Source organism: Paenibacillus rhizolycopersici, assembly GCF_014947195.2.
Classification (GTDB): Bacteria; Bacillota; Bacilli; order Paenibacillales; family Paenibacillaceae; genus Fontibacillus; species Fontibacillus rhizolycopersici.
This window is the reverse complement of sequence record NZ_JADCNN020000005.1, coordinates 132,385-147,227: the sequence shown is the minus strand read 5'-3', so window position 1 is coordinate 147,227 and position 14,843 is coordinate 132,385. Positions and strand designations below refer to the sequence as shown.

Annotated in this window: 15 protein-coding genes; 14 read left to right on the top strand and 1 reads right to left on the bottom strand. The window is 51.6% G+C overall.

From position 1 onward, the window contains the following. Positions 1-29 precede the first annotated feature (29 nt). From ribH to IM700_RS07685, 14 genes are all read left to right on the top strand, one after another. A complete protein-coding gene (ribH, locus tag IM700_RS07750; protein WP_155605400.1) occupies positions 30-497 on the top strand; it encodes a 6,7-dimethyl-8-ribityllumazine synthase in 468 nt (155 codons plus the stop codon). A gap of 117 nt (positions 498-614) precedes the next feature. Continuing rightward, positions 615-1,412: a segregation and condensation protein A gene (locus IM700_RS07745; RefSeq protein ID WP_193415958.1), complete on the top strand. Its 798-nt coding sequence runs from the start codon at positions 615-617 to the stop codon at positions 1,410-1,412. Next, a complete protein-coding gene (scpB, locus tag IM700_RS07740) occupies positions 1,381-2,034 on the top strand; it encodes an SMC-Scp complex subunit ScpB (RefSeq protein ID WP_155605398.1) in 654 nt (217 codons plus the stop codon). The genes IM700_RS07745 and scpB overlap by 32 nt, the downstream gene beginning before the upstream one ends. Before the next feature lie 154 nt (positions 2,035-2,188). Beyond that, positions 2,189-2,872, top strand: coding sequence for a DUF2953 domain-containing protein (locus tag IM700_RS07735; RefSeq protein ID WP_193415959.1), 684 nt, complete (start codon positions 2,189-2,191; stop codon positions 2,870-2,872). Then, entirely contained in the window at positions 2,845-3,342 is a 498-nt protein-coding gene (gene ytfJ, locus IM700_RS07730; RefSeq protein ID WP_155605396.1) for a GerW family sporulation protein, read from the top strand. Before IM700_RS07735 ends, ytfJ begins: the two co-directional genes overlap by 28 nt. A 140-nt stretch (positions 3,343-3,482) precedes the next feature. Beyond that, positions 3,483-4,685, top strand: coding sequence for a D-alanyl-D-alanine carboxypeptidase family protein (locus IM700_RS07725; protein WP_193415960.1), 1,203 nt, complete (start codon positions 3,483-3,485; stop codon positions 4,683-4,685). 35 nt (positions 4,686-4,720) lie between these two features. Then, complete coding sequence (locus IM700_RS07720; RefSeq protein ID WP_155605394.1) at positions 4,721-5,350, top strand: nucleoside recognition domain-containing protein; 630 nt, start codon at positions 4,721-4,723, stop codon at positions 5,348-5,350. A 6-nt stretch (positions 5,351-5,356) separates the two neighbouring features. Further along, positions 5,357-5,890 carry a spore maturation protein gene (locus IM700_RS07715; RefSeq protein WP_155605393.1) on the top strand — a complete coding sequence of 178 codons (534 nt, stop codon included), beginning with the start codon at positions 5,357-5,359 and terminating at the stop codon, positions 5,888-5,890. Positions 5,891-6,025: 135 nt separating this feature from the next. Beyond that, positions 6,026-6,772 carry a pseudouridine synthase gene (locus IM700_RS07710; protein WP_193415961.1) on the top strand — a complete coding sequence of 249 codons (747 nt, stop codon included), beginning with the start codon at positions 6,026-6,028 and terminating at the stop codon, positions 6,770-6,772. Between the two features lie 456 nt (positions 6,773-7,228). Next, positions 7,229-7,756: a peroxiredoxin family protein gene (locus IM700_RS07705; RefSeq protein ID WP_155605391.1), complete on the top strand. Its 528-nt coding sequence runs from the start codon at positions 7,229-7,231 to the stop codon at positions 7,754-7,756. A 22-nt stretch (positions 7,757-7,778) separates the two neighbouring features. Next, positions 7,779-9,449, top strand: a complete 1,671-nt coding sequence (resB, locus tag IM700_RS07700; RefSeq protein ID WP_193415962.1) for a cytochrome c biogenesis ResB family protein — start codon at positions 7,779-7,781, stop codon at positions 9,447-9,449. After that, complete coding sequence (gene ccsA / locus IM700_RS07695) at positions 9,446-10,711, top strand: cytochrome c biogenesis protein CcsA (protein WP_155605390.1); 1,266 nt, start codon at positions 9,446-9,448, stop codon at positions 10,709-10,711. The genes resB and ccsA overlap by 4 nt, the downstream gene beginning before the upstream one ends. Before the next feature lie 64 nt (positions 10,712-10,775). Continuing rightward, positions 10,776-11,492 (top strand): response regulator transcription factor, encoded by a 717-nt coding sequence (locus tag IM700_RS07690; RefSeq protein WP_155605389.1) that lies wholly within the window; start codon positions 10,776-10,778, stop codon positions 11,490-11,492. Further along, positions 11,493-12,926 (top strand): ATP-binding protein, encoded by a 1,434-nt coding sequence (locus IM700_RS07685; RefSeq protein WP_193415963.1) that lies wholly within the window; start codon positions 11,493-11,495, stop codon positions 12,924-12,926. Positions 12,927-13,037: 111 nt separating this feature from the next. Here IM700_RS07685 and serA read toward each other — a convergent pair whose 3' ends face one another. Continuing rightward, positions 13,038-14,627, bottom strand: a complete 1,590-nt coding sequence (serA, locus tag IM700_RS07680; protein WP_193415964.1) for a phosphoglycerate dehydrogenase — start codon at positions 14,625-14,627, stop codon at positions 13,038-13,040. Between the last annotated feature and the right edge of the window lie 216 nt (positions 14,628-14,843).

Here is a 14,843-nt window from a genome sequence, read left to right as displayed (position 1 = left end):
ATCCCACTTATAGAAAGGTTTGATGATTCATGGCAAACGTATTTGAAGGACATTTAGTATCGGAAGGGTTAAAATATGCGATCGTGGTCGGGCGTTTTAACGAGTTCATTACAAGCAAGCTGCTCTCCGGAGCTTTGGATGCCTTGAAACGCCACGGGGCCAAAGAGGAAGAAATAAACGTGGCTTGGGTGCCCGGCGCTTTTGAAATCCCGTTCGCCGCGCAAAAGCTGGCCGAAAGCGGCAAATATGACGCGGTCATCACGCTTGGCACGGTCATCCGCGGTTCAACCACGCATTATGATTATGTCTGCAACGAAGTCGCCAAAGGAGTGGCGGCCGTTGGCCTCAAAACCGGCGTGCCGACGATCTTCGGCGTCGTGACGACCGAGAATATCGAACAAGCGATCGAACGCGCTGGGACCAAAGCCGGAAACAAAGGCTGGGATGCAGCGATGGCGGCAATCGAGATGGCGAACTTGACGAAACAGTTGAAATAGTGCTTATCTTAATGTAGTACCTCTGATTCGTTGGGGTACTACATTTTTCTTTTGCAACAAACTTTTTTAAGGTAAACTAATCTACATATATGTTTGGTTACGGGTGGAGGATGTTCATTGACGACAGTAACGTACAAGCTGGAATCCTTCGAGGGTCCGCTGGATTTGCTATTGCACTTAATCGATAAAGCGGAGATCGATATTCATCAGGTCTCGATTAGCGAGATCACCGATCAGTACCTCGAATATCTACAGGACATGCAGGAGCTGGAGCTGGAGGTGACCAGTGAGTTTCTGGTCATGGCGGCTACGCTGCTGTCGATCAAAAGCAAACAACTGCTGCCCAAACCACTTGTCATCGAATTGGATGATGAATTCGATTATTTGCTGGAGGATGAGGAGGACCCGAGGGACGAGTTGATTCGAAAGCTGATCGAATATCGGAAATATAAAGGAATCGCTGAACATTTGCATGAACGCGAATGGGAGCGCAGCTTGATTTTCTCCAAAGAACCGGAGGATTTAACGCCTTTTATGCCGGAAGTGCAGGAGAATCCGGTAAAGGGTCTGCACGCCGCCGACTTGATCGCCGTCTTTCAGAAGGCGATTCGTAGGGCTGCCAAGCGAAATACCGTAGCCCGAATTCACCGTGACGAGATTTCCGTCAAGGATCGGATCAAAGAAGTGGTTGGCGCGCTCCAACAGGCTGGTAAGGGGGGACGGTTGCTATTTTCTAAGCTGCTGCATCCCGAAATGTATCGACATGAAATTGTGGTCACGTTTCTTGCGGTGCTGGAACTGATGAAGATGAAGCAGATCGTCTGCTATCAAAACAAGCTGTTCGATGACATCGTTATGGAGTGGAGAGGGGAAGGAAAGATCGATGAATTTTCAGGAATTGAAGTCGATTATTGAGGGGCTGTTGTTTTTGGCCGGCGAAGAGGGCTTGAGCCTGAAGCAACTGGCCGAAGTAACGGAACAGCGGCAGGAGGTGATTTCGGATGCCTTGCTCGATATGAAAACGTCATTCGAGCGAGCCGGCCGAGGGCTGCAAATCGTGCAGATTGCCGGCAGCTACCAGCTGGCGACGCTTCCGGAGCACGCCCCTTATTTCGAACGTCTGGCTTATTCGCCCTCGCGTTCAACCTTATCCCAAGCTGCACTCGAGACGTTATCGATCATTGCGTACCGACAGCCCATTACCCGGGTTGAAATCGAGGAGATCCGAGGGGTCAAGTCTGAGCGAGCTATCCATTCGTTGGTGAACAAGGATTTGATCGAGGAAGTTGGCCGCGCCGAAGCGATTGGGCGTCCCATTCTATATGGCACCACAAAGGCGTTCCTTGATTATTTTGGGCTAGCCAATTTGAAGGATCTGCCGGATATGGCCGATTTCGAGAGCACGGAACAGCTGGAGGAAGAAACACAGCTTCTATTTCAACGGTTGGAAGAACAACAGTTGACCTTCGACGATGTCAACAGCGACGAAGCAGGAGCGCAGCCGGAAAAGCGCCAGGATCCGGAAAACGAGAACTAAACGTGAATCTATGTAATCCAAACCGCCGGAGGAAGCTTCGGTGGTTTTTTGCGCTTAGTTTCTGCCTCATGCCGCATGCCAACGAATTTTTTCCTTTTGGGCAAGCCATACTACGAGGGAGAATTTTTATCTGATAGGTATGGAGGGCTTTCCCGTGTGGATTTGGCTCGGAGGCATCCTGATCCTGCTGCTGCTTATAGCCGCCTTGATTTTGCTGTCTACAATCACGCTCCATTTGACCCTGCGTAAGAAGAATCGGGACGATACAATCCTGCTGGATGTCACGATGCTCTATGGCTTTGTTCGCATGCATTACCAAGTGCCTTCCGTAAGGTTGAAGAACTGGCGTGAAGGCCTGCAGATCGAGAAGGATCGGCCCGAAAACGTATTGCAAAAGGAGTCTTCCAGTGTTGACCAAAAAGTAAACAAGGACATAATCCATCAATGGATGGAGGAGTTCGACCGGATGCTCAAGGCGACCAGCGGGTTTCGGGTTTGGCTTCGGGCCACGCTCCGCCGCGTTTCGTTCCGCCAGTTGGAATGGTCGACGAATGTCGGTTTACAGGATGCTGCCCATACCGCAACATTGACCGGGGCCTTATGGGGGGTCAAAGGCACAATCGTGGGTTGGCTTAGCCATCGCATTCGATTAACGCAAAGACCCAAGCTATTCGTCGTCCCCGTATTTGGGGGAACGCCGTTATTTTCCACGGAATTTCGCTGCATAGCGCAAATTCGCTGCGGTTATGCTATATATGCTGGACTGGTTCTTATAGTTCGCGTGCTAAAAGTGAAAGGAGGAGTGAAAAAATGGCTGACCATCCTATTCAAGGATTAATGCAAACCGCCATGGAAAACATCAAGGATATGGTTGATGTTAACACGATTGTGGGCGAGCCGGTCGAAACGCCGGACGGTAGCGTGATTCTGCCGATCAGCCGCGTCGGGTTCGGTTTTGCCGCAGGGGGTAGTGATTTTAATATCGAGGACGGCCAAGATAAATCGGCCTCAGGTTCGACCGAGCACGGCAAAGCCCGTCCGTTCGGTGGCGGTAGCGGCGGCGGGGTTTCGATCAATCCAATCGCTTTCCTTGTCGTTGGAAAACCTGGGGTGCACATTGTACCCTTGGATAACCAGACGCATCTGGTCGAGAAGATCATCGATTCGGTCCCTGGTGTCATCGACAAAATCCAGTCCATGTTCCCGAATCAATCTGGAACTGCAGATCCCTCGATGGCAACGGCGCATGTAGCTCAGAATGCGATGCAGGAATCGGCTGCAAGAACCGGCATCAACCCGTTCACCTAACCACCTTTCGACCGTTGATCCTTTCCGGACTTCCGGGAGGGGTCTTTTTCTTGATCCCAGATGGGACATACTCTCTTGGATCATCGCATATAAGTTAAACAAGTACTCGCAACAGTACCTGTTACCGGAGGAATCAGCTTATGAGGAAAACCACACCTGGCCGCAGCTATCGTACCTTTTACAGTTTCTTGGCCGCCATCCTGTTGATGGGTTGGCTAAACCCGCAGGCGGTACAAGCCACTCCTGCCGCGCCAACGATTCATGCCCAAGCCGCCGCGGTCATTGACGTAACTTCGGGCCGCCTGCTTTACAATTTGCGCGGGGATGAGACGCTACCGATCGCCAGCCTGACCAAAATCATGACCGCTATTGTCGCGATCGAGCATGGCAAGCTATCGGATACGGTTACGGTCGGAAGAAACGCTTTTGCTAAGGAAGGTTCGTCTATTTATCTCCATATGGGGGAAGAAATGAGCCTGGAAAATATGCTGTACGGCCTCATGCTTCGTTCGGGCAATGATGCGGCCACGGCGATTGCCGAGCACGTCGGCGGCTCCGAAGAGGGCTTCGTCTACTTGATGAACGAGAAAGCCAAGATGCTTGGTCTGATGCATACCCACTTCCAGAATCCACATGGTTTGGATGCCAAAGGCCATTACTCAACGGCCAACGATTTGGCCAAGCTGACAAGCTATGCACTGAAAAACCAGCAGTTTAAAGAGATCGTCCGAACCCCCAGCAAAACCGCACCGAATCCCAATGATCCTTGGGATTATAAATGGTTGAATAAGAACAAGATGTTGCGTTTCTACGACGGGGCCGACGGCGTCAAAACCGGATATACCAAAATCGCCAAACGATGCCTGGTGAGCTCCGCGACCCGTGGCGGACAGCAAATCGCGGTCGTCACGTTAAATGACGGGGATGATTGGAATGACCACCGGAAGTTGCTGGATTATGGTTTTGCCAACTATCCGTTGACAACCCTGATCGGCGAGGGGCAGGAAATTGAGCAAGGCCTGATCACTGGGGCAGAATTTAAGTATGCGTTGGCGACGGAAGAAGCCAGCCACATCGAAAGAAGGCTGAAGCTAACTACGGCGCGCACGGGTTCATTTGGATACCGCGGGAAAATTAGCGTTCTCTTGAATGGGGAAGAAATCGGCACGGTACCGGTCTACGATAAAATCAGTTATCGTCCATCCGGATCAGGAGAAGGAAGTGAGCCGAGAGCAGGTGGGGCCTTTGGTTCCGCTTCAGATCGTAAGCTCATCCGGCTACCTTCCGATTGGTCGGATGCATTTAAAAAGGTGCTGCAATCCCTACTGTTTGACGTTCAATAGTAGAGGGAGCAGGACAGGGTTATGGAGGGGAAAAGATGGTCAACAAAATATGGCTTGCGCTCATTTTGATCGGTTTTTTGTTCGCTGCGATCAAAGGGGATATCGGCACTGTGACACAAGCAGCGTTTGATGGGGCGGCGACCGGCGTGACCGTATGCTTTGGTTTAATCAGCGTTCTAGTATTCTGGCTTGGCATCATGCGTCTAGCGGAGGATTCCGGCCTCGTCAAGGCCATCTCCAAGCTGCTCGGGCCGGTCGTCGCTTATCTGTTCCCCGACGTGCCGAAGAATCATCCGGCCATGGGATATATTTTATCGAACATGAGCGCGAATTTGCTGGGACTGGGAAATGCAGCAACGCCTATGGGAATCCGCGCGATGCAGGAGCTTCAAGAATTGAATCCAGATAAACAAACGGCATCCCCGGCAATGTGTACACTACTTGCCCTGAACACGGCCAGCATTACGCTCATCCCAACGACGCTCATTGCCATCCGCATCAACTTTCAATCGGCGAATCCGGCGGAAATCGTGGGTTCTACCCTGCTCGCGACCGCAATCGCCACGATGGCGGCCATTGTAGCCGACCGATGGTATCGCAGGCATAGCACCCATCGCACCCCGCCACAAGCCACAGCGCCGCCCAATATCTCATTGAAAGGGTGAGGCACTTTGCTGGACTGGATTAACCTTGTCTCTGCATGGGCGGTACCGGTCATGATCGCATTTATTCCGCTTTATGCTTATTTCAAAAAAGTGCCGGTCTACGAATCGTTCGTGGACGGGGCTAAGGATGGCTTCTCAACCGCCATTGGCATTATCCCGCATTTGGTGGGCATGATGGTGGCGATCAGCGTGTTCCGCGCTTCGGGGGCGCTGGATTTCTTCGTCGGGTGGATGGCTCCCATGCTGTCTTGGCTGAAGGTTCCACCGGAAGTGCTGCCGCTCGGTTTCCTCCGGCCTTTGACGGGGACGGGCTCGCTTGCGTTTACAACTGACCTGATCAAAACTTACGGACCGGATTCGATGATCGGCCGCATTGCATCTACGATTCAAGGCAGTACCGATACGACATTATACGTATTGACGGTTTATTTCGGCGCCGTAGGTATTCGGAACGGCCGTTACGCTTTAAAGGTTGGATTATTCTCGGATATTGTCGGCTTTGTCGCGGCGATCGCCGTTTGTCTGCTCTTATTCGGATAACTTATACATATTGACGGGTTAGTGTAAACCGCCCTGCAGCTGTCTAGCTGTCGCGGCGGTTTTTGCTGTTTCTCCTGCGGCTATTGTGATTTTGTCTTTCGGTGGGTATCATGTGTATGAGGTGACTTAGCGAAAATGGAGAGATTACAGAAAATATTAGCCGCCGCAGGTGTGGCATCCCGTCGCAAATGTGAGGAATTGATTCTGAGCGGCAAAGTTCAGGTGAACGGAGAAACCGTCACGACATTAGGCACGAAGGCCGATCCGGCCGTGGACGTCATTACCGTCGAGGGCAAGACCATCGGTACAGAGAAGAAGCTGTACCTTATGTTCAACAAACCGAAAGGCGTCATCACGAGCGCTTCCGATCCCCAAGGCCGTAAAATCGTCACCGACTATTTAAAAGGAATCACAGAGCGGGTTTATCCAGTAGGCCGGCTTGATTATGATACTGAAGGACTGCTGCTACTAACGAATGACGGTGAGTTTGCTCACCTTCTGACGCATCCAAAGCACCATGTATCGAAGACTTATCACGCAACGGTTAAAGGAGTGCCGCATGGCTCGGCACTGGACAAGCTGAAGCAAGGCGTGATGCTGGAGGACGGGATAACGGCCCCGGCAGAGGTGGAATACCAGGACATCGATCCGGAAGGGAAGTTCTCGACCATCTCCATCACGATTCATGAAGGCAGAAACCGCCAAGTGCGCCGGATGTTTGAGGCGATCTCGCACCCTGTGACGAAGCTGAAGCGCATTTCCTTCGGCGATTTGTACCTCGGTAACCTGAAGCGCGGCATGTACCGTCACTTGACGAAAGAAGAGGTTGAAAGCCTCTATAAACAAGCCCGCACTACCACACTCCCCACACCAAAGCGCTAGAAAACGCGGTGAAAGGGAGGCGAGAGGCAACGGGTGGGACGATTCTGAAAAAGCGAAGCGCCAAGGCCCGGTAAATTGAACGGAAGCACGGAAAGTGGCAAAAGGGGAAAATGATTCTGAAGAAGCGAAGCGTTCGCCTTTGTGAGCGGAATTCAACCTTGAAATCATATGATATAGAATTCCGCGAGCAACAGCGATCGTAAGAACATTTTACCCGGCTGCCCCAGTCGTAGCCAAACCATTCGTTCAAATCATTCTAGGCCCATAAGCGATAGCATGTTCGCAGGAATCGTTCACCTTACTGCCATTCCCCCACATTTTCTCCTCATTTCAAGCGCGTCACATAATATTCATATTTCCCCGGGCTGAAACTGCGACGAATTTCGTTATAATGTTCATAGAGTGTTCACGATTTGTTCAACACTTATGATTATTGTCATAGAAAGGAAGTTAACTATGGGGAAAGCGAGACGGCCGATCCAAATCGTCATCTTGCTGCTGATCGTCGTGCTGGGCGGCTATGCCATCGGGACCGCAGTGTCCGGCGGCGAAGCGGATAAACCCAAGCAGGGGGGTAAACCGCCGGCTTTTAAGCTGCTCGGTTTGGATGGACAGGTACATACGTTGGATGATTACAAAGGCCAAGCGGTCGTCCTGAACTTCTGGGCTACCTGGTGCACCTATTGCGTGAAAGAGATGCCAGCATTGCAAGCTCAGGCGGAAAAATGGCGCGATCAAGGCGTCGTCGTATTGGGGATCAATACGGGCGAGGATGAGATGACCGTGCAAAATTTCATTAAGCAGACGGGCGTGGATTTTCCCATTTTATTTGATTCCGATAATACCACGACGCGCGATTATGGGATTGTACCGATGCCAACAACGTTCTTTATCGGAAAGAACGGCAAAATCTCCTCCATTCATCAAGGCGAGCTGAACTTGGACACGTTGGATGACCAAATCAAGCAACTGCTGGATCTTTGACGACGAGAGGAGGGCATAATCGGTGATCCAAAATACAAAATGCGAATGCGGCCACCAAAATCGGGTGGGAACCGTGTTATGCGAAGCTTGCGGCAAACCGCTGTTTGAGGATGAGCAGCCGGGCGGGCTGCTGGAGATGCGATATGACGGGGTCGCCCGACGTTCGCAGCGAGCCAACCCCAATATGATCGATCGGGTTTGGAATTTCTTCTCCTCCGTGAAAGTTGCCATTTACCTGATCATCATTACGCTGATCGGTGCTATGTTCGGCACGATCTTCGAACAAGAGAGCAACTTTATTAATTTCGATCCGTCCACTTTTTACAAAAACAAATACGGCACGATCGGCGAAATTTATTATCGACTGGGTTTATCCCATACGTATGAATCCTGGTGGTTTACGCTGCTTCTGGTGATGATCGGCGCTTCGCTGGTGATCTGCAGCCTGGATCGCGTGCTTCCGTTGTACAAAGCGCTTTCAAAGCAAAAAGTACGCAAGCACCGGGAATTCCTCACCCGTCAGAAAATCGTTTACCAAGGGGAGATCGGCGAAGAAGGTGCCGACTGGGTCCAGCGTGCCGTTCAGCCTCTACGTAAGAAGCACTATCGTGTTCATACGGAGGGCAGTGCCCTGCTGGCAGAGAAACAGCGATTCAGCCGCTGGGGCCCTTATATCATTCATATCGGGCTGATCGTTTTTCTACTGGCCGTCCTATTTCGCGGGTTGCCGGGTCTTCATATGGACAAACATTACTGGTTCCCTGAGGGAGAAATTACGCGGATACCGGAAACGAACCTGTTTATAAAAAACGAGAAGTTTACGGTGGAGTATTATAGTGAGGACGAAATGTCCGAAGATTTCAAAGATAGGGGCAAAGTCGTCCCCAAGTTGTTTGAGACGCAGGCAGTCCTCTATGAATGCACGGCCGATTGCGATGATCCTTCCAAAGAGCCGCAGCTCCGGGAAGTGGAACGTCACGCGATCCGGGTGAACGATCCGCTCAGTTACAAAGGACTCCAAGCTTATCAGTTCGACTTCGATCTGACGCCGAAGCTGAGATCCGTGCAGCCGGCTTTAGTGAATGCCAAAACCGGTGAATCGTATGGCAAATTCAAATTAGATATGAGAAATCCCCAACGCGAGGTTGAGGTGGGGCCATATCGGCTTACGCTGCTAAACAAATATATGGATTTTTCCCTGAACGACCAGGGGCAGCCGGTCTCCATCTCCGGTGAGCCCAACGCGCCTGCCTTTTTGTTCTTGATCGAAGGACCGGATCTTCCTGAACAAGGCGCGCAGTATATTTACTTTCCCAAGCAGATCGACAAGGAGCGGTTTCAGCAGGATGCCATCAACCAACAACTCGGCGGTGTGCAAACGAAGCTGCAGCTCGATGTCCTTGGCATGGAGGACGTGGATTTTGTCGGAGCGTCCAGTTACCTGAACATCCGGATCGACCGGGCAATGCCTTTCGTTTGGTTGGGGCTCGGAATCGTGATGCTTGGGCTGATCTTAGGGTTTTACTGGCAGCATCGCCGAATTTGGCTACGGGTGGACGGCCGACAGCTGACGCTGGGCGGACACACGACGAAGAACTGGTTCGGTATGCGCCGTGAAGTTTCCGGGTTCCTTCATACGATGGGCTTGGAAGCAGATGAGAAGTCTTTGGAAAACGGGGGGAAACGTCCATGAACTTTCTGGAAATCAGTAGAGTCGCATTTATGTCGGCCTTTTTGCTTTATTGCGCAGCTTTCATTTGTTATGTAGTGGCCGTAACGGGAAAAACTTGGCGCAATCGCGACCCGGAGCGCCATGAGGCGAAATGGGGGCGTATTTCGTTTAGCATCTCTTCGCTTGGCTTGCTGTCGCATCTGGTTTATTGCGGTACTCGCTGGGCTTACAGCGGACATGTGCCGGTCAGCAATATGTACGAATTCATGTCGTTTTTGTCGATGATGATTATGGTGGCCTTCACCGTCGTCTTTGTCATTTACCGCAAGATTCTACTTGGAGTGTTCGCGCTCCCGCTGGCTATTCTTATTATGGCTTATGCTGCCGTATTCCCGCAGGATGTGCAGCCGTTGATTCCGTCGTTGCGCTCGATTTGGCTCTATATCCACGTAACGCTGGCGGCCACGGGAGAATCGTTTTTCGCCGTCGGCTTTATCGCCGGATTGATGTACCTTTTGCGCGCGGTGGATTTCACTGCCACTGATCGGCCAGGCCGGCGGCAAAAATGGTGGGTTGAATTTACGCTTTTTTCTATTATTATAGTATTGGGCTTTATTGTTTCCGTATTCGCCTTTCGGGCAGCCGGATATGAAGCCGTATTCGTACAAAATCAGACAACGATTGACAGCCAAGTAGAGCAAGATAGTACAATAGAAGATAAAGTAATCTATAATCTGCCGCCGATTGTGGGTCCGCACCAAAGCGAACCGGAGCAAATCCAGCCGTTCCTCGGCATGAACAAACCGTTATTCGATGCGCCTGCCTGGATGCGGGGGGATACGGCCGGCCGTAAACTGAACACGGTAATTTGGGCTATACTAACAGGTACCGTACTTTATTTGCTGCTCCGGTTGATCCTTCGTAAATCGCTGGGTTCGGCACTGTCGCCGGCGCTTCGGGCGATTGATCCGGATGATCTGGATGAGATCAGCTACCGGGCAATCGCGATCGGGTTTCCGATCTTTACTTTAGGCGCGCTCATATTTGCCATGATTTGGGCGCAGCAAGCCTGGGGCAGATTCTGGGGATGGGATCCGAAAGAGGTATGGGCGCTGATTACCTGGTTGTTTTACAGCGCTTATCTGCATTTGCGCTTATCGCGCGGGTTCCAGGGGCGTAAGGCCTCGTGGCTGGCCGTCTTAGGATTTCTGGTCGTGATGTTTACGCTCGTAGGGGTGAATCTGATCATAGCGGGTCTACACTCCTATGCGGGTACCGATTAAACAAGCAAGAAGACCATATGGACTGCTCAACTGATTGGGTAAGATGATGAAGGGGTTGTTGTTAATGTCAGATCAAGCAAACCGCATTCTGGTAGTCGATGACGAGGAGCGGATTCGCAGGCTGCTGAAGATGTACTTGGAAAAAGAAGGCTACGAAATCGATGAAGCCGAGGACGGGGAGACCGCCCTGAAAATGGCGACCGCCGGCGACTATGGTTTGATTCTGCTCGACGTCATGCTGCCGGGCATTGACGGCGTCGAGGTCTGTAACCGTTTGAGACAAGTCAAGGCAACGCCGGTGCTGATGCTGACGGCCAAGGGCGAGGAAATCAACCGCGTGCAGGGCTTTGAGGTCGGAGCGGACGATTACGTCGTGAAGCCGTTCAGCCCTCGTGAGGTCATCTACCGGGTCAAAGCGATTATGCGTCGCGCTTCGGCAACGGCGTATTTGACCAAAGAAAGCGGGACTAGCAACAATATCGTGTTCCCTCATCTTGTCATTGAGCATGACGCTCATCGGGTGACGGCTAGCGGCCAAGAGGTCAGCTTGACCCCGAAAGAATATGAGCTGCTTCATTATCTGGCGGTTTCACCGGATAAAGTATTTTCTCGGGAGGAACTGTTGAAGGACGTTTGGAATTACGAATTTTTCGGTGATTTGCGTACGGTCGATACTCATGTCAAACGGCTGCGCGAGAAGCTGAATAAGGTGTCACCGGAATCCGCCGCAATGATCACCACGGTGTGGGGCGTCGGTTACAAGCTGGAGGTTTCGAAGTAAGTGAACTTCTGGAGAACGCTCGTCGGTAAACTGTGGATTACGATCATTTGTTTGGTGGCCTGTGTCCTGATGCTGATGGGGCTCTTCCTGCTGCCCTATATCGATACGAATTTTACAAACTCCGGAGCGGTCAAACGATTATTTGTGATCGTTTCGATGATCGGATTTTCGCTCACAACGTTTTTTGCGCTGTTTCTCTTCACCAAGATCACTCAACCCATGCAGCAGTTGATTCAGGCTGCGGATTCGATTCGCAAAGGCAAGTACGAAACCCGCCTTTCTCTTCGCACGAGTGACGAAATCGGCGAACTCGCGATTACGTTTAATCATATGGCGGAGGAACTGGAGAATACGATCCGCAGCTTGAAGCATGAGAAAGAGCATCTATCCAGCGTGCTGCGCAGTATGAACGATGCCGTGATCACTTTGGATCGGGAGGGTTACGTGATTTTGACCAATCCGCCGGGCGATCGCATTCTGCAGATGTGGGGGGATCTGATCGAGGAAGAAGACGAGGGAGAGATTCTGCGGCCTGCACCAACGGGTGAAGGGCAGGTTGTGCCTCAGCCGCTGCTTCCGATGTTCCGCCGGTTGCTGGATCAAGAAAGCGACCAGAAGATGAACGTGCACGTCATGAAAGGCGTATGGTCCGTACATATGGCCCCTCTGTCTTCAGATGGCGAAGTCCGCGGGGCGGTTGCCGTTCTTCGCGATGTAACGGAAGAGGTAAGTCTGGAGAAGATGCGCCGCGATTTCGTAGCGAACGTCTCTCACGAAATTCGGACGCCACTCTCGATGATGCAGGGCTATAGCGAAGCGCTGCTGGATGGGATGGCTTCTTCCCCGGAAGAGAGTGCAGAGCTCGCACAGGTGATCTATGACGAGTCGCTGCGGATGGGGCGGCTAGTCCGCGACCTGTTGGACTTAGCCCGCATGGAGGCAGGACATACGGACATGGTGATGCGCCAGATCGATTTTCGCGAATTGGCTGAACGGGTGTATCGTAAATTTCAAGTGCGAGCCAAGGAGAACGGTGTTGAACTCGCGCTGGAGCTGGAAGAAGGCGAGCTGAAGCTGCAAGCTGATGAAGATCGGCTGGAGCAGGTGCTGACGAACCTGCTGGACAATGCTTTCCGGCATACGCCGGAGGGAGGCAGAGTAACCGTGACGGCGGGGATGAAGCCAAATGGGCAAGGGAAGCAGCTTCACGCGACGATTACGGATACCGGTGTCGGCATTCCTAGCGATGATTTACGCTTTATCTTTGATCGCTTTTATAAAGCGGACAAAGCTCGTGTTCGCGGGGAGAACGGCGGTACGGGATTGGGGCTATCGATTGTCAAAAATATCATCGACGCTCATCATGGCTCGATCTGGGCCGATAGCGAGATTGGCAAAGGGACCGCTTTTCATTTCATGCTTCCTGTCGAATAGAGACAAACCACGTAATCACAAAAAAACATCCTTCGCGAAGAAGGATGTTTTTTTGTTGAATGCCGCAGATAAATCTTGTTCATCGTGGAACATTGATCTCCAATTGAGGGGTTAAGCAAAGATGATATGCTGCGCTTTATTCAGTTCGGGAAGTTTCGTCAATTCGTCTAATACATTTTTGGTAACCTCTTTGTCTACGGTAAGCACCATGATGGCCTCGCCGCCGATCAATTTACGTCCCACCTGCATGGAAGCGATGTTGACGTCGTTCTTCCCAAGCAGTGTGCCGACATGTCCGATGATGCCCGGCTTATCGTTATGGGAGATAAAGATCAGATGACCTTCCGGTGCAACGTCTACCGGGAATTTATCAATCTGTACGATCCGTGCGCCATACCCGTTCAGCAGTGTTCCGGCGACTCGGCGCTCCGCACCGTCCTGCCCTTTAAGCGTAACAGAAATCAAGTTGGTAAAGCCTTTAGTGGCCGAAGCCTGCGATACAACGACGTTGATGTCGCGGACTTTCGCCAGATGCATCGAGTTGACGATATTGACGTCTCCGGCAAAATGACGGGACAACACCCCTTTAATAATGTAACGGGTGAGGGGTTGCGTATCAACTTCTGCCAGATCCCCGGCATAATCGACATGGATTTCCTTCACGGCCTGATTGTTCAACTGGGACAAGAAGATCCCGATTTTCTCGCCAAGACCGAAGTAGGGCTGCAGTTTATTCATGACGCTGGCCGCTACTGGCGGCATATTAACAGCATTTTTGAACGGTTCGTTACGCAGGATGTGAAGAACCTGTTCCGAGACGTCGATTGCCACGTTCTCTTGGGCTTCCACAGTGGAGGCGCCAAGGTGAGGGGTTACGATGATTTTTGGGTTGTTGAGGAACGGGTGATCGGCTTCCGGCGGCTCTTTCTCGAACACGTCGAAGGCAGCTCCTGCGACGATGCCTTGATCGATCGCTTCAACCAGCGCCAACTCGTCAATAACGCCGCCACGGGCGCAGTTGACGATGCGCATGCCTTTCTTCATGACCTCAAACTGCGGACGGGCGATCATGTGCTTCGTTTCAGGTGTCAATGGCGTATGGACGGTGATGAAGTCGGCATTACGGATAATATCGTCCACGGTGGCCAGCTTCACGCCTAGCTTCTCGGCCCGATCTTCGGTAAGGAACGGATCATACCCGAGAATATCCATTCCAAATGCTTTGGCCCGTTTCGCAACCTCGCTGCCGATGCGGCCCATACCTAACACGCCCAACGTTTTGTTGCGAAGCTCCACGCCGAGGAATTTCCGATCCCATTCGCCGTTTACCGTTTTGGCGTAGGCTTGAGGAATATGGCGGGCTAGCGCCATCATCATCGCAAAGGCATGCTCGCATGTCGTAATCGTATTGCCGTCTGGAGCGTTAATGACGATAATCCCGCGTGTCGTTGCGGCCTCCAGATTGATGTTGTCGACCCCGACACCAGCGCGGCCGATGACTTTCAAGCGGGTCCCGGCTTCCATGATTTTTTCGGTTACTTTCGTTTGGCTACGGACCAGAAGACCGTCATATTGCGGAATGATCTGCACCAATTCGTCTTCGCTGAGACCTGGTTTTTTGTCGACCTCAACGTCGGCTGCATCCATCAGTTGTTGGATTCCCAAATCGCTGATTGGATCCGATACTAACACTTTAAACATGATTATTGACCCTCCTAAAAGTTTTATATAGCAAGGCCTCCTCGAAAGTGATCTTGCATCGCTTTCTTCGGAAGCATAAGCTGACGGGATTCAAAAACGAGTTCCTTCGTTGACGCTGTGTCTTATCACCGCGCAAAAGAGCGGAGGTACCCGATAACGCAAATTCGCCTCCATGCCACGTTAAACTTACTTGATACATCAAAAAAACTCCCAATC